Raw genomic sequence first — 15665 nt, forward strand, 5'->3', positions numbered from 1 at the left:
GTTTATAATGGTCTTATAAATTTTGAAAATATTTTTTACCTTAGTAGGACAAAATAACAACAAGGAGTATAAATGTTATGGATGAAGTAAAGGAAGAAAGTGGAAAAACATTAGTTGAAGTTACCACTGACAGAATTATCGATTATATTACTTCCAGACAGTTAAAGCCTGGTGACAAGGTGCCAACGGAAGCCGAATTTCTTGACAAGTTCGAGGTCAGCCGCGGTACCCTTCGTGAAGCATTTAAGGTTTTAATTGCCCGTAACATTCTGGAAAGCCGTCAGGGTGCCGGTACCTTCATTTCAGAAAAGCAGGGCATTCCGGATGACCCGTTGGGACTTACCTTTATCTACGATGACCAGATGCTGGCCCTGGATATGATCGATCTGCGTTTGATGATTGAGCCAAAGGCAGCCCAGCTGGCTGCAGTAAACGCCACTGAGGAGCAAAAGCAGGCCCTCATCGACATGATGGCAACCCTGGAGGACAAGATAAACAAGGGTGAATCCTATGTGACAGAAGACGGCAAGTTCCATCAGCTCATTGCTGAATCCACCGGCAACAGGATTATCGGCAACCTCACCTATATTCTCTTTTCTTCCATTGAGAAGAACATCGCATTGACCCTTAACAACCTCAGTGTTTCCAATACACTTTATTATCACCGTCGGATTCTCAAGGCGATTCTGGAAGGCGAAATCTTCGATGCCTACAATGCCATGACCAACCACCTGAGCCTCATCCGGGAGTATATGATAAAGGCCCACGAGGAAGAAATAAAGGGACAGGCTGGTGAAGAAGCTTAATACTCAATTACAAAAGCTGGAAGCTGCGGTTTCCGGCTTTTATTTTTTCTGTTATTCACGGACTGGAAAAATAAGATTATTTTCGTTAAAATAGTAAAAGAAATCTACGTAAAAGGACATATAATATGACTTTTCAGTTACCAGCCAATTTCAACAGCATAATATTTGCCCAAAAATTTATTTCCAGTCTGGGCTTTGTTCCCGTCAATTTTCACTTTCCCGGCATAAATCCCCACTCTGACAGCTGTATCAGCTTTGGGCTGAAAAAATTCTCCGGCTTTAAAGGCATGGAGGAGCAGATTCTGTTTTACTATGACGATGGGGATATGAATGCTCCCAACAAGGGCTTTTTGCTGACCACCAAGGGTATGCACCTTTTGGGATATCCCTGGTTTATTCCCATGGAGCGGTTTATGGGCAGCAATCTGCAGCTTACCAGATCCCAGGTCGGCTTTGATTTGACCATGTACTATGCCGAAGGCGTTACCCCGGCATCAGATACGTATAAAATATACGTGCCCAATGATATGCTGATTCCTGTGCTCCGAAAAGTGTTCCAGCAGCTGGGCTCCGATAATCCCATGGAGCCACTTAAGCAGGATATGCCAGAGGCCCCGGCATCAGCAGCTGCTGTTTCTTGCCCGGCCTGCAATGCCCCAGCCAGGGAAGGGCAGAAATTCTGCACAAAATGCGGATCGGCTATCCCTGCCGAGGAAACTAAGGTCCGCCTAAAAAAATTCTGTACCAACTGCGGCAGCAAGCTCCTGGGCGGGGCAAAATTCTGCCAGAACTGCGGCACCAAATTATACGATTAACTGTTTTATAAATTAAATTTAGGCATCAAAAAAGCGGCTCAGCTTCGAGCCGCTTTTTATATTATTAATGTTTTTTGCTATCAAGGGAACATCAATGGGTCGTCACCATACTGGTTTGGGCCTTCGGTACCCCTGCCGAACAGCAGATAGAGGCTGACGAAAATATTTACGATTGGAATCAAAGTACCAATAACCAGCCAGCCCGGCTTATCCAAATCATGAGCACGTTTGATGCTGTTCATAAAGGACAAAATCATTACAGGCAAGCAAACAATATAACCCAGGCCCTGACTTGCATCAGGATCAAAATCCATAGCCAGGCCTATAAAAGTACCAATCATGGCGAGAACAGCTGCTACAACACCCAGCACCAGACCGCGGAGGAAATATCTCAGACGGTTAAGACGACCGGTATAGGTGGTCCACTTGAAGGCCTGAATAATATTTTCCGGCTTTGGCCCCATATTGTAGCCGCCATACTGAGGCTGCTGCTGGAAGCCTTGCTGCCCATAAGGATTATAGCCATTATTGTAGCCGTTGTTCATTGGCTGCTGTGGCTGTGCAGGCTGATAAGGATTCTGCTGCATAGGCTGCTGAGGCTGAGCCTGCATTGGTGGCTGCTGCATTGGCTGCTGAACCATCTGCTGTGGCTGAGCTGCCGGCTGACTCTCCATATTCAAGTTCTGGCCGCACTCAGGACAGAACACTGCATTATCCTCTACCTTCTCACCGCAATTAGGACAAAATTTAGACATAACATCATCTCCATCTAAAAAAATAACATATCTATTCTAGCACATTAATCCGCGAGACTTCTCTTGATAATTAGTCCCATTCTAGGGGCCACCAGATTCAGCTTGGCCCGGATAATACGCCGGACAGACTCATTAATCCGCTCCTCTGATATTTTACCGCTATTTACCGCTGTCAGCAAGGCCTCCGCCGTTTCAGCCTGATTCCTGTACACATGACAGCTCATAACAATATCAGCCCCGGCCAGTACAGACTGTACTGCCGCGTCCCCCGGGGTATAAAACCGTGACACGGCCCCCATGGCCATATCATCCGTTATTATAATTCCTTTATAGCCCAGCTTTTCCCGCAGCAGCTTGGTCATAATATCCGGAGAAAGGCTGGCCGGCATCTGGCCACCAATTTTCGGATACACAATATGGGAAATCATGATCAGCTGCCTGTCATGGGTATTGCGGTTCAGCACCCGCACAAAGGGTGCCAAATCCGTATCATTAAGCTGCTCAAGGGTGGCATCCACCACTACACGGTCCACATGGGTATCTGCCTTGCCCCGGCCGATTCCCGGAAAATGCTTCAAGGAGTATAGCATGCCGCTTTCCTCATAGCCCATAGCCGCCTGGTCCACAAAATCCGCCGCAATTTTTGGATTATTGCTGTAATGACGGTCCTTGAAGGATCCCAAATCCGCCACCGGCGCAAAATTCACATTAAAGCCCAAATCCTTCAGCTGCCCGGAAATCTTCACGGCCCATTCCTTAGCCAGCTCCGGACGTCCGGTCTGGGCAATGGACAGCTGTGAAGGCGGCGGTGGTACTATATGACGCATACGGGCCACCTGGCCCCCCTCCTCATCCACGGCGATAAAGAGAGGCAGCTTCCCCTGGGTGGTGTCCTGCAGCTGCTGATTCAGCTTCCACACCTGTTCCCTTGACTCCAGATTGTAGTCAAATTCCACCAGCCCTCCAAAATGGTAGCGCTCAAACATGCCCCGGGCCTCAGCATCAAACTCCGTGCCGGTAACCCCGGCACAAATCATCTGGCCGATCTTCTCCTCAAGGGTCATGCCCTCAAGAATCTCCTCCACCTTCTGCCCCTGGGACAGGCTGCCGTCGGCGGCAATAATCTTGAAATCCCTGTTCCTGTTGCTGCTGCAGCCGCTGATGAACAGGGACAGGACCAAAAGCAGAAGCCCCAGCCCCAGCAGAGACTTGCCGTGCCTATTAATACTCATCTTCCCCATCATCGAATTCATCATAACCATCCTCATAATAGCGACGTCTGAATTCTTCCTTTACCAGCTTTTCCAGACTTGGGTCTATATCGAACAGCATTACCGCATCCACCAGATTATCAAAAACCACATCCGGCACCAGCGACATAATGCCCTTGCCATCCACATAACGGACAAATTCCTCCGTGGCAGCCGGATCCTCCACCAGACTGTCAGCAATGGATTCCAGCATATCCGTACGTTCCCGGTCGCTCTTTAACCTCTTGGAGACGGATTCTGCCGTTTCAAACACCTTGCCCAGCTCGTGGTCAATCTCCTCCTCGCTGAAGCCCTGGCTTTCCATCCATTGGGCGTGCACATCGCAGCGGAAATCATCCAGCTCCGGAATGGATTTACGACGGTCCAGAGTAATGTTCAGCTTGCTGCAAAGCCCACTCAGCAACGCCTCCGTGGCATCATTGCGTACCCGGATGGTCATTGGCCGCCCCTGCTTCATAATGACACTCATCAATGACTTGGTGATATTGCCATAAAGGTCCTTATCCGACAGGCTGGTTTCCATGAAAAGCAGCTCACCGCTGGCCTCGTCAAATACCGCCAGCATCTCCGGGAAATAAGGTGCCTTGATGGCCTCCCCGAACTCATTCATTTTGGCATCCTCGTTAATAAGCGCCTCTGGCAGGGTACCCTGATCTGCCACCCAGATAGCCCCGGTTTTCTTGGCCTTCTTCATGCGGGCCACCTGCAGATCATTCCACTTCGGCTGATAATGCTTTGGCTGACTGTCCGTCACCACAGAAGCCACATCGGTGGCATATGTGCTGCCATCGTATACCAGGGCCGGAATTGCCAGCTCCCTGTCCTGCACATGATGACGCAGATCCAGAATATATTTGCTGGTATTGGAGGCCTTCAGAATATCATTAATCCGTTTCATGACAGCCTGCAGGCAAAGCAGGGTATCATCCACATCCGCCTTGTCACGATACATCCAGGCACGATGCTGGGCCGTAGTCACCCGAAAAACAGGATAAAAGCCGCTGCCGCTTGGCTTCAGCTTCTTTTTCGTCAAATAATCCTGTATTTCGCCTATCTCGGAAGGAGCCAAGGCCGCCTTGTTCTCAAAGGTAAGAATATAGGCCTCCTGCTCCACCAGATATGCCACCTTGGTGTAGAAATTAACCTTTTTGGCATGAACCATGCGCAAATAGGCCTGAACGCTCTCCTCACTGTTATGGATCCACAAAGCCGGCTTTCCGGTGCCTCCGCCGAAAATCTGACAAAAGCGCGGCCTGCCGTCAGGCAGTATCACCGAAAAGAACTGGGCCGGATGCATTTTTTTCCACGGCTTCAGGGACTTAAATTCAAAAGCCAGATCAAACAATTCATCTGGTATCATTGTCATAGCTGATCTCCTTATAAATCAGAATGCCATTCAAAATATTTTCCTTAAAGAAAAATTTCTTAATATCTTTATTATTATATCATAAATGTTTAACTGAGGCCTGTATTTTAATGGCATTACATAAAATTAAGTAGCCAACTATTTTTTACGATATAATCTATAGAGCAGGAAAGGAGGGTCTTCTATGGCTTTTATCGATAACAGCATGGAAATACTGATGCAGCTGCACAATCTGGCCAACAACAGCCGGATAGGCAGCGTCAGCAAAAGTCCAAAAAGCAAATCCACAGATGAAACCAGTGACACCAAGTCCTTTGCAGACGTCTGGAGCAAAATCCAGAAGGAGCAGCAGGAATTTGATGCTATTCTCGACCAGGTGGATCTGGCCCAGTACAAGCTGTCCCTGCAGGATGCTTTCTGGTCCAGCCAGGCCGATGCCATGAAGTACCTACGGAATTACACCCAGCGACATCAGCGGGCCTACACCCAGGAAGCTCTTGGCACCATCACCACCGGTGTGCTTAAGCTCCACCAGTTAAATTCACTCTATAGCTACAATATGGATCCGGAAATAACCCAAAACCTCAGCAAGCAGCTCCAGACCGCCCTGACCGAGGCCATGATGGCCAACATCAAGAGCACCGGGAGCTGGCTGTCCTATTAAAAATTTCATAATGCAGGAGAATGACCATGAGCAAGAAAAAGAACAGTGCAACCACGTCCTTCCTCTTTAACATCTCCCACAAAATGCTGACTCCCCTGAACGCCATGGCGGAGCTCACCAACACTCTGGAGAATAATCTGGATGACGAAGAAAAGGCACGGGAATGCATCAAAAAAATCAGGGAATCCCACACCTTCATGCAGAACCTCATCAACAACGTTCTGGACACCGCCCGTCTGGAAAGCGGTATCGCCGTTGTAGAGGAAACCTACGGAAATATCAATGTCCTCATGAATTCCATTGCCAAGGAATTTAAGGGGCTTATGAAAAGGAAAAACATTCGTTTTTCCACCAATATCGACATAAAGCACCCTGATGTCATGGTGGATTTTACCAAGGTCAAGGGTATCCTGCTGAATCTAATCAGCAATGCCCACAAATATACCCCTGAAGGCGGCAAGATACACATAAACGTGCGGGAGCTGAACTGTGATAAGCCGGATTATGCCCTTTACGAAACCACCATCTCAGATACTGGCAGCGGTATCCCACAGGAAGCCCTGCCTCATCTTTTCGATGCCTTCTCCAGTGGCGGTTCATCTTCCTCCGGTGGAATTCTCAGCACAGGTCTGGGCATGCATATCGTAAAGGAGCTGGTAAATGTTTTGGATGGCACCATAACGGTGAAGACCCGTGAAGGTGAAGGCACCGATTTTATCGTCACCCTTCCTCACCGCTTAAATACCCAGATTACCCATGATATGCGGATTCTTCTGGCCGAGGACAATGAGCTTAACGCTGATATTGCCATTGCCCTGCTGGAGGACAGAGGCTTCAAGGTGGAGCGGGCAGTTGACGGCGTGCAGTGTGTGGAAATGCTGCGGGGATCGGAACCTGGATATTATGACATCATTTTAATGGATGTAGAGATGCCACACATGGACGGCCATAAGGCCACCAAAATTATCCGCCGCCTGAAGGATTCTGTCCATAGCACCATACCGATTATCGCCATGACCGCCAATGCATCGGATGAGGACAAGCGGAAAACTCTGCTGGTAGGCATGAATGCCCATGTGGCAAAGCCATTTGACGTGGACAAGCTCTATGCCACTATCTTCAATGTGCTGGCACATAAAACCTATTACATCCAGACTGACGGCCTGGAAACCTTCCGGAAGAAGTACACCAATCTGGGCTGCAAGTGCGGCTTCTTCATCTACTATGTGGACTGGGATGAACAAATCACCTACGCCGATCAGGGTACAGCAGAGATATTTGGCTGTGCCAATGAAGCAGAATTCCTCCAGCTGGTGGGCGGCACCTTCAAGACATTGGTTCACGCCAATGACATTGAGCAGGTCCAGAAATCCATCACCCAGCAGCAGGAATCCTCCTCCATGAATCTTGATCTGGTGGATTACGATGTTATCCGCAAGGACGGCCAAATCCGCCACCTGGCCGACATCGGCTACAAGGTATTCGACGGTGAGCGGCTGGTTTACTTCGTATACATCGCTGATATTACGGATATTAATAAAAAGTAACATTATTTAAATACTAAAATAACATAATTTTACCCATAAAAAAGCCGGGCATCCATTGGATGTCCGGCAGTTTTGTTTTTTTACTCCAACTCAGCCCTTGCCGATTATTTCACTCCACAAAGCTTCAGACACCTCATCCTTGGTCAAAAAGCCGTGAACCAAGGTGTAGTACTCCGGCAGACGGTCCGTGGTCCATTGGATATCTATAGAAAACACGTCCTTGGTGATATCCACTATCTTAAAGCCAAAGGCATCTATGGCGTAGCGCATCTTGTCCGGCTGACAGCACGGCAGGCCCGACTTGCGGGTACATTCCTCACAAAGATTGCAGGCCGTGGCGGACAGGGTAATACTTCCCGGAACCGATGCCTCCAGTTGACGCAGCCTGTCATCCATATCCAGCTTCACTGCGGACATTATATCCCAGCCAATATCGTTGATATTTTTCGTCCCAGCGGTTGACTGAATCAGGCCACTATCCAGATTTATTTTGGAGCATACCAAATACGCCCAGGAATATTGCCCCAAAAACTCCTCCACATCTATGGATAAGGGCGGACAAGACCATATTTTGTCGTATCTCGGACACTGACGGCAATAGCCAAGGTGCTTATCACGATCCTGGTATTGCTCCCGCATAACCTGCATTGGCAGATGTTTTATGTAATGTTTAACCGAATAATCCATACCCTTACCCTTTGGCCTGGTCCTGCCATTCCTGCTCCTTAAAGCCCACCAGTACAAAATCCTTCGCCACCAGTATTGGCCGCTTTACCAGCATACCATCAGTAGCCAGCAGGGCATACTGCTCATCATCGGACATGGCTGGCAGCTTGTCCTTCAGCTGCAGCTCCTTGTATTTCAAGCCACTGGTATTAAAGAACCGCTTCAGAGGCAGGCCGCTGAGCTTGTGCCACTGCCGCAGCTCCTTCTCTGACGGATTATTCTCCTTGATATCCCGCACCGTTACCTCAATACCATTCTCCCCCAGCCATTTCTCCGCCTTCTTGCAGGTTGTGCACCGCGGATAGCACACAAAGGTCAGCTTACTCATAATGCACCTCCGAATTATTATTAAACCGCTATACCGGCTCATATTTGATAACCTGCTTTTTAATGTTCGGCAACTGAAGCAAAATCTCCTGCACCCTTCTCATACATTCCATGCCGATTGCAATAGGCAAATATCTTCTTCACGCCTCTGATTTTAAACCGCCCTTCCGCATTTCCCTCCGGATACAGCTTCACAAACTGTATTTCCTGGTCAGACACAGCGGCAATAAAAGATATGTAATGCTCCTTGGACATAGGATGAGCAAGATGGACGAAATATTCATCCTCCACCACCTCCACACCGATCCGGTGGTCCTCATCCATATACTCCGGCACAAGGGCCGGAAGCGTAATCCCACAGCAGCTGACCACTGCTTCGCCAGTGGCCTGTATAACATTGCCACAGACCGGACAGACGTAAAACTTTACCTTCTTCATATTGGAAGCCCTGTTTTCATTGCGAATATCCGCCCCGGCCAACAGCTCAATAACCGAAATATTAAGGGCCCTTGCCAAGACTTCCAGCAGGCTGATATCCGGAAAGCCCTGCCCGGTTTCCCACTTGCTAATTGCCTTGCTGCTGACGGAGATTTTCCGCCCCAGCTCCTCCTGGGTCATTTTCTGTTCCTCACGAAGCTTTCTTATCACGGCACCAGTAACATATTTATCCATATTTCCGCCTCCCATGCCCTAATCCTATCACAATTAAATGACGGGCACTACCCACGCTGCGTAGAGTTGCCTTAATCGTACACTTGCAGACAGAAAAAGACTGCCCACATTTTCATGTGCGGCAGCCTTCTGTAATTCATAACATTTCGCTATGCCTTTTCCACTCTGTTTTTCTGCTTAGAGCCCCTTTGCGAATTCCTTGATTTCATTCATCTTGGCATCGGACTTATTTTCCTCACCGCTGGCCGTAATAATACCAGCCACCTCAATATTGGCATAAGCCATATAGGCCTTGAACTGGGTAATGGAACCTTCATGGCTTCCAGGAGAAGCGGCGGAAAGAAGCAGGGCCGCCTTCTTGGCCTTAAGCGGCTTGCCAATGCAGTAAACACGCTGAATGGCAGCCTGCATCTGGGCAGTCATGGTGAAATAATAAATTGGAGAAGCAAATACCACCATATCCGCCTCTTTATAGGCCGGCAGCAGCTTTTCAAAATCATCCTTTTGCACGCAAGTGCCCTCACCCTTGGTGTGGCAGTACTCGCAGCCCAGACAGCCAGCTATTTTCATCTTGCCAACATGGTACTCCTCTACCTCATGACCGGCTGCCTTGGCCCCCTCGCTAAAGGCCTGCACCATAGCTGCCGTATTTACCTTTCTTGGACTGCCGTTAAAAATTGCAATTTTCATTTAGTATCCTCCTATACATAACACACAATACACACATATAGCAGTTTTCGACTTGCCTTTTGGTTGTTTCTACAGCCAGCAGTAAATTTCCTGTAAAGAAAAATGGCATTTTCTATCACGTCATCTATCCCATTTCGCTATTCCCATTTAAAAATATCGTGCCAATGCCGTTTATCATCCCCTGTTAAGCCTGCTACGTCATCACTGGTCAGGCCGGTCCTGGAATCCGTGTAATATATGTTTAATCTCGATGTTGGGAAAAGACTCCTGTCATCATCCAGCACAACGTAATCAGCCTCACCTATCTCCCGTAGGGCTATGTAAAGCTCCACAGCTTTTCCCCTGTTTGCACCGCATTCATCCGATGTGGTGCCAGCTATTTCAACCCCATGAGATCTCAAAACCTCCAATAATTCCCGTACATAGGAAGCATGGTTTCCCTCATGACTGAAGCCTGTTTTCCATGAAGAGGTCAATACAACTGCCGCGCTGTTTTTCTTCTTTTTGTAGTAATCCAACAATGACAGGAAGTTGTTGACACACTTCTTATTGAGTGTAAAAGGTCTTTTCCAGTCAACCTCTTTATTTAAAACTCCGTCGATGTCCAAAAATATATAAAACATAGCAATACCTTCACCATCAAAATGCTGATATTCCACATCTTTCTGTAAACTGCCAGAAAATCATCAATGAAACGTACAAGAACCCCTGTTATGAGTCTGGTCAACTTGCATCACAGGGGCTCTTTTTTTGTGAATATGGACCTCATATCCTTTAATCACCATTTGCCTTGTCAAAATTGTACTCCATATATAAATGCATGACAAGCTATTGCACATTTAATTATTGGTGCTAAATAAGGCTGTCGCATTTTGGGGCAACTCTTTTTTCGCTAAGATTAGTCCCCTGGCTGGGCACAGGCGATATAAGTACAAGTCCGATAATAATCTAATACAGAATTATGAAACGCCTTTCTCAAAATATTAATAAATATACTTGATAATCTGTAATTATATTAATATAATATAATTAAAATCCTAATCATTTTTATATAATTGCATAATGATAGCTAATATGCTATCATTAAATAAAGCAAGAGAAGGTGCTTGTCAAATGTTTAGAGTTGAATTCTATGAAAAAGCGGATGGTACATCGGATGTCTGGGATTTTATGGAATCACTACGACTTAAAGCCACAACAAGTAAAGATGCCCGCATTCAACTTAAACAACTAAGATTATATATCCAATTGCTGGCTGACAATGGCACGTGGCTTCCGGAAAGTATAACCAAGCACATAGTAGATGATATTTGGGAACTGCGCCCCGGCAATAATAGGGTGCTGTATTTTTACCAGAAAGAGGACACTTTTGTTTTGCTTCACCAGTTTAGAAAGAAAACTCAAAAGACACCTAAATCCGAAATTGAACGTGCCCGTAGAGAAATTGCTGATTACATAGAAAGGATGGGGAAGTAGATGAAAACATGGAATAATTATAAAGAATACATAAAAAATACTTCTCCTCAGGGAGAAAAAGAAATAGAGGAAATAGAAGCATTGTCTCAAGTTATTTCGTCTATTATTGCACGCAGAAACGAATTAGGAATCTCGCAAAGGGAGCTCGCTGCCCTTTGTAATATGCCTCAATCCTCTGTAGCACGTATCGAGAGCTATAAGACAATACCTAAATTGGATACACTTATAAAAATCACCAGCTCACTGGGTTTGAAATTAATCGTTGATTCGATAAATTAACCCGCTCAGCCTCTGTAAAAACTGACGCCAGTCTGAACCCAGACTGGCGTTTCTTTATGCTTCATCTAAACAGCACTTTCATATTTTTTAAGTTTCTCTACCAAACTCAAATCAGCAGGCAACCATTCAACACTATCAATTTCTGATAGCTCTAGCCATCTAGCCGCTTGGTGTTCTTTTAAAACTAGGTCTCCATCTACTATATTTGCCCAAAACACCTGCATAGAAAGGTGGAACTGGGGATAGTCATACTCCACAGTGTCGATTAGCTCCCCAACCTGAATTGTAGTATCTAATTCTTCCTTTATTTCACGGCGTAAGGCATCCTGTGGTGTTTCACCAGTTTCAATCTTTCCCCCAGGAAATTCCCAGCCGCCTTTAAATTCGCCATATCCACGCTGGGTGGCAAATATTTCATTATCCTTCCTAATTACAGCAGCAACAACATTTACAGTTTTCATTACTAGTCCTCTCATCATTATCAACTATTATCCCATTACATTTCTCCCGAGAGCAATAACCTCTTTGGCAGAAATTGGTCGTTCCAATTTCCAAGTAATATTCATTGGTCGACTTCCTGTGTGCTTTACATATTTCACTGGACCCACAAAAGTATAAGGTGTAGTGCCCATTTCATTCTTTTTATAATCTCTGACAAATAGTAATATTGTGCTCCCTTGCTCCTTATGATGAATATAGCGCTGACCTGTTCTTGAAGTATCAGAGGTGGTACTCTGACTTTGCCAGTGAAAGAATTCATCACTGATAAAATAATCATCATACATGGTAGATGGTGAATATTCTTTATCAGATTTATTGATGGTCACCAAAAACAAGTCCGTATTTTTATCACTTATATACAAAACACCTTGTCTCATAGATGATATTTTAAAGTAATCCATAGCGACCAAAATCTGATCCTTGGTATAGGCACAATGCAAATCTAATGGGCAATTAAACTTTAATGGAACTGCCTCATCCAAAAAATCTATCTTGTCTAAATTATATTCCAAAATCTCCATTATTTCCCTTAGCATCATCGGGCTATCAGCCAATTTATTGAGATTTATCTTTACCTCCGGACTATTCTCGTCAAATGTACCCACACTCCAAATTGTCACGTAAAACATCCATACCAGATGCTTTTCATAGCTACTTAAACTATTTATGTCAGTATGCTTTATATTAGACAGGTAGCGAAGTAAGAATTTTATCCATCGTCTCGAGTTAATTCCAACCAGCCGCGGAAAGGCTTTGGCAATTAGTAGCTCCTCAACTGGCTCATCGTATTTCTCTATCACACCGGCATCTTCACACAAACGGTAAAAGCCGTAGCGCTTATATATTGTAGTGATAGGTTGATGATAATATTGTAAAAAATTACTTATGTTAAGCTCTTTGCCAGACTCATCCACAAAATCCTTTATCCTAGCTACAATGGCATTTCGATTATTAAATGCCTGGCTGATGTTCTTAAGAACATATTCCTGAGTCTTTTTCTCTAATTGTATAAAACATCCCTTCGGAACAGATGGAAAGCCTTTATCTATTTCAGATTTTACACTATGTCTTGTGTTGGAGAGTAATGCTGCAAATTTTTCTTCAAAATTATATTTTTTGTTTGCCTGTCCCACAAACTCCAATACTGTAAGGCAATCCTTGCCCTCAGATAACCGTAAGCCGCGTCCTAATTGTTGCAAAAAAACTGTCAATGACTCTGTTGGACGTAAAAATAATACTGTGTCTACCTCTGGAATATCCACACCTTCATTATAAAGATCAACCACACATATTATCTTAATCTCACCAGAAACTAACCTTGCTTTGGCGGTATTTCTTTCTTCATCAGATGATGAAGCATTTAAGGATATGGCCTTTAAACCATGTTTATTAAAATACTCTGCCATAAAATCTGCATGAGCAATCGAAACACAAAATGCCAAACACTTCATGGTTGCGTCATTGGTGACATACCGACCTATAGAATTTACAATATGACCAGCTCTTTTTTCGGCAATCCCACGTTCTATAGTATAAACGTTACTAAGCTCTGTCTTATCATAGCCGCCCTTATTCCATTTTAAATTGCTAAGATCAACCTCATCGGCCACACCAAAATATTGGAAAGGACATAACAGTTTCCTATCAATGGCCTCCGGCAAGCGTATTTCCGCCGCTATTCGTCCATCAAAATAAGATATAATAGATTTTCCGTCTGCCCGTTCTGGAGTAGCAGTTAATCCTAACAGTATTTTGGGGGTAAACGTATTTAATAAATTCTGATATGATTTAGCCGCCGCATGATGAAATTCGTCCACCACAATAAAATCATAATAGTCCGCCGGTATATTATCATATATTTTCCTGGACTCTGCGGTCTGAATTGATATAAACAAATTTTCAGCACTATCCGGCTTATAGCTCCCCACTAATAGTGCACCAAAATTTGGGTCCTTCAACACACCACGAAAAACATTGAGACTCTGTTCCAAAATTTCTTCCCTATGGGCAACAAATAGGAGCTTTGCTCCTCCCTTGTTTTTTCTCCTAAAATTGCGGTAATCAAAGGCCGAAATTAAAGTTTTTCCTGTGCCGGTTGCCGCTACTACCAGATTTTTATAATAACCTCTTTCCTCCCGCTCCACCTGTAGTTTATCCAATATTTCCTGTTGATATGAATACGGGTTAATATCAAATATATACTCTCTTTTCTTAGCAGGACCGATATACTTTTCCGCCATAATAGCCTTAGTCAACCGTTCCTTATCGTCGTGAGTATATGATTCAAATTCCTCAGTACACCAATAGTTTTCAAAGGTAGCTTCTATCTTTTTTATGTTATTAGGCTGGTCCTTATTGGTAAGCTTTACATTCCATTCCAAACCGCTTGATATAGCTGCATTGGATAGATTTGATGAACCAACATAGGCCGTAGTAAAGCCTGTATTACGATAAAACACGTATGCCTTAGCATGAAGTCTTGTCCTGTTGGTGTCATAAGATATTTTAATATTTGTATTTCTAAGGTCAGCCAAGGCCTCTATTGCTTTTACATCTGTAGCCCCCATATACGATGTGGCTATAATACGAAGCTGCCCACCTTTTTCAGTAAAGTCTTTCAATTCTTCCAAAATTAGGCGTAAGCCGGTCCATTTAATAAAAGATACCAGCATATCTATCCTGGTTGCTGTTTTAATCTCTTTTTTTAACTCAGAAAACATTGGTGGCTCCGTTCTGGAACCAGTAAACAAACTGCTTTCCGCAATAGATGTCTCAGGACGTTCTATTATTTTCTCTATTTTCTTACCTATTGCCAATTCAGCATTATTTTCATCAAGCAGCCCTAATAGCTGTTCCCCTTTACCCGTGATTGCTTTTTCTTCATAGTAATCATCACTGGTGTAATTCTTTATAAGTTCGATTATTTTATTAGCCAACTCAACCTGACTTTCAATACCTTTTTTCTTATCTAATAAATTATCTAAACCCGCCTTAATAACACCCTCTGTATATTTTGCAATTATGTTTGACGCTTCTTCCTCATCTATGGCTTGTATGTTCTTGCATTTATCCGGACGCTTATTTAACTCTTTAAGCATTCCTTTATTTATTAAAGCTTCATATATTCCCGATTCCATGTGCGTCGCTCCTTTGGGGACTTCATTTTATAGAACACCTTATCCACTAGCACTTAGTAAGGGTCTAGGTAACAATTTTTTATCTAAACATTTTAACAACTATGTTAATATTTCTTTTTCTAATCTAATAATCCTGCAAAAATATACCAAACTACTATTGCACCTAGCTCTAAGTCATAATCCACCTAATACTTCGATATAAAATATTGGTGTCATCATCAACATCCACACAAAAAGAGGCTTTTATCATACCAAGGAACATTACACGCTTCCTGTACTGCAAAAGCCTCTACTTTTGTTGATTTTTTTAAGACGTTACCACTGTGACATATCAGCAACAATCTTTTTAAATTCTTCAGTAGTTTATTTCATTTCCATCAGTCAACCCCAGGAAAAGCATCTACAAATTTGATTTTGATGTCTGGAAAGCTCTCCACAAACTGAATGGTAAAATCCTCGCCATGTTCAACAAACTGCCACTCCCCAATTTTATCAGGAAATGCATCAACGGTTTTCACCCCTATATCCGGAAAAGAATCCACTACTTTGACCTTGATATCCGGAAAATGGTCTACAATTCTTACCTTCCCATTGAGCCTGATACCTTTATAAGTCATATACTCTCGCCCACAT

The 15665-nt window shown here is 44.3% G+C and carries 17 protein-coding genes; 6 read left to right on the forward strand and 11 right to left on the reverse strand.

The window, feature by feature from the left end; all coding sequences use genetic code 11:
* Positions 1 to 77: 77 nt before the first annotated feature.
* The gene (locus D081_RS07500) at positions 78 to 806 is read left to right on the forward strand and encodes a FadR/GntR family transcriptional regulator (protein ID WP_085023571.1); all 729 of its coding nucleotides are present in this window, start codon (positions 78 to 80) and stop codon (positions 804 to 806) included.
* Positions 807 to 931: 125 nt separating this feature from the next.
* The gene (locus D081_RS07505) at positions 932 to 1621 is read left to right on the forward strand and encodes a zinc ribbon domain-containing protein (RefSeq protein WP_085023572.1); all 690 of its coding nucleotides are present in this window, start codon (positions 932 to 934) and stop codon (positions 1619 to 1621) included.
* An 80-nt stretch (positions 1622 to 1701) separates the two neighbouring features.
* On the opposite strand, the gene D081_RS07510 is transcribed toward D081_RS07505, so the two are convergent.
* From D081_RS07510 to D081_RS07520, 3 genes are read right to left on the reverse strand one after another with little or no spacing between them, the layout of a single operon-like run.
* The gene (locus tag D081_RS07510) at positions 1702 to 2376 is read right to left on the reverse strand and encodes a DUF805 domain-containing protein (protein ID WP_085023573.1); all 675 of its coding nucleotides are present in this window, start codon (positions 2374 to 2376) and stop codon (positions 1702 to 1704) included.
* A 44-nt stretch (positions 2377 to 2420) separates the two neighbouring features.
* Entirely contained in the window at positions 2421 to 3632 is a 1212-nt protein-coding gene (locus tag D081_RS07515; RefSeq protein WP_158087598.1) for a glycoside hydrolase family 3 protein, read from the reverse strand.
* Positions 3598 to 5013: a hypothetical protein gene (locus tag D081_RS07520; RefSeq protein ID WP_085023575.1), complete on the reverse strand. Its 1416-nt coding sequence runs from the start codon at positions 5011 to 5013 to the stop codon at positions 3598 to 3600. Before D081_RS07520 ends, D081_RS07515 begins: the two co-directional genes overlap by 35 nt.
* Before the next feature lie 184 nt (positions 5014 to 5197).
* Between D081_RS07520 and D081_RS07525 the strand changes: the two genes are divergently transcribed.
* Entirely contained in the window at positions 5198 to 5677 is a 480-nt protein-coding gene (locus D081_RS07525; protein WP_085023576.1) for a hypothetical protein, read from the forward strand.
* Positions 5678 to 5703: 26 nt separating this feature from the next.
* Positions 5704 to 7224: an ATP-binding protein gene (locus tag D081_RS07530; protein WP_158087599.1), complete on the forward strand. Its 1521-nt coding sequence runs from the start codon at positions 5704 to 5706 to the stop codon at positions 7222 to 7224.
* 90 nt (positions 7225 to 7314) lie between these two features.
* Here the strand turns inward: D081_RS07530 and D081_RS07535 are convergent, their stop codons facing one another.
* The 5 genes from D081_RS07535 to D081_RS07555 form a co-directional block, all read right to left on the reverse strand.
* Entirely contained in the window at positions 7315 to 7911 is a 597-nt protein-coding gene (locus tag D081_RS07535) for a DUF2284 domain-containing protein (RefSeq protein ID WP_085023578.1), read from the reverse strand.
* A 4-nt stretch (positions 7912 to 7915) separates the two neighbouring features.
* Positions 7916 to 8278, reverse strand: a complete 363-nt coding sequence (locus tag D081_RS07540) for an arsenate reductase family protein (protein ID WP_085023579.1) — start codon at positions 8276 to 8278, stop codon at positions 7916 to 7918.
* Between the two features lie 59 nt (positions 8279 to 8337).
* The gene (locus D081_RS07545; RefSeq protein WP_085023580.1) at positions 8338 to 8949 is read right to left on the reverse strand and encodes a helix-turn-helix domain-containing protein; all 612 of its coding nucleotides are present in this window, start codon (positions 8947 to 8949) and stop codon (positions 8338 to 8340) included.
* Positions 8950 to 9126: 177 nt separating this feature from the next.
* Complete coding sequence (locus D081_RS07550) at positions 9127 to 9639, reverse strand: flavodoxin family protein (RefSeq protein ID WP_085023581.1); 513 nt, start codon at positions 9637 to 9639, stop codon at positions 9127 to 9129.
* A gap of 137 nt (positions 9640 to 9776) precedes the next feature.
* Positions 9777 to 10262, reverse strand: a complete 486-nt coding sequence (locus D081_RS07555; RefSeq protein ID WP_085023582.1) for an HAD domain-containing protein — start codon at positions 10260 to 10262, stop codon at positions 9777 to 9779.
* Positions 10263 to 10752: 490 nt separating this feature from the next.
* On the opposite strand from D081_RS07555, the gene D081_RS07560 reads away from it, so the two are divergent.
* Both D081_RS07560 and D081_RS07565 read left to right on the forward strand, forming a co-directional pair.
* Positions 10753 to 11115, forward strand: a complete 363-nt coding sequence (locus D081_RS07560; protein ID WP_085023583.1) for a type II toxin-antitoxin system RelE/ParE family toxin — start codon at positions 10753 to 10755, stop codon at positions 11113 to 11115.
* Entirely contained in the window at positions 11116 to 11394 is a 279-nt protein-coding gene (locus tag D081_RS07565; RefSeq protein ID WP_085023584.1) for a helix-turn-helix domain-containing protein, read from the forward strand.
* A gap of 65 nt (positions 11395 to 11459) precedes the next feature.
* On the opposite strand, the gene mutT is transcribed toward D081_RS07565, so the two are convergent.
* The 3 genes from mutT to D081_RS07580 form a co-directional block, all read right to left on the reverse strand.
* Positions 11460 to 11855, reverse strand: coding sequence for an 8-oxo-dGTP diphosphatase MutT (gene mutT / locus D081_RS07570; protein WP_085023585.1), 396 nt, complete (start codon positions 11853 to 11855; stop codon positions 11460 to 11462).
* 27 nt (positions 11856 to 11882) lie between these two features.
* Positions 11883 to 15032: a DUF3427 domain-containing protein gene (locus D081_RS07575; protein ID WP_085023586.1), complete on the reverse strand. Its 3150-nt coding sequence runs from the start codon at positions 15030 to 15032 to the stop codon at positions 11883 to 11885.
* A gap of 377 nt (positions 15033 to 15409) precedes the next feature.
* Positions 15410 to 15649, reverse strand: coding sequence for a hypothetical protein (locus D081_RS07580; RefSeq protein WP_143272156.1), 240 nt, complete (start codon positions 15647 to 15649; stop codon positions 15410 to 15412).
* Between the last annotated feature and the right edge of the window lie 16 nt (positions 15650 to 15665).

It is taken from the genome of Anaerovibrio sp. JC8 (genome assembly GCF_002100115.1).
GTDB lineage: Bacteria > Bacillota > Negativicutes > Selenomonadales > Selenomonadaceae > Anaerovibrio.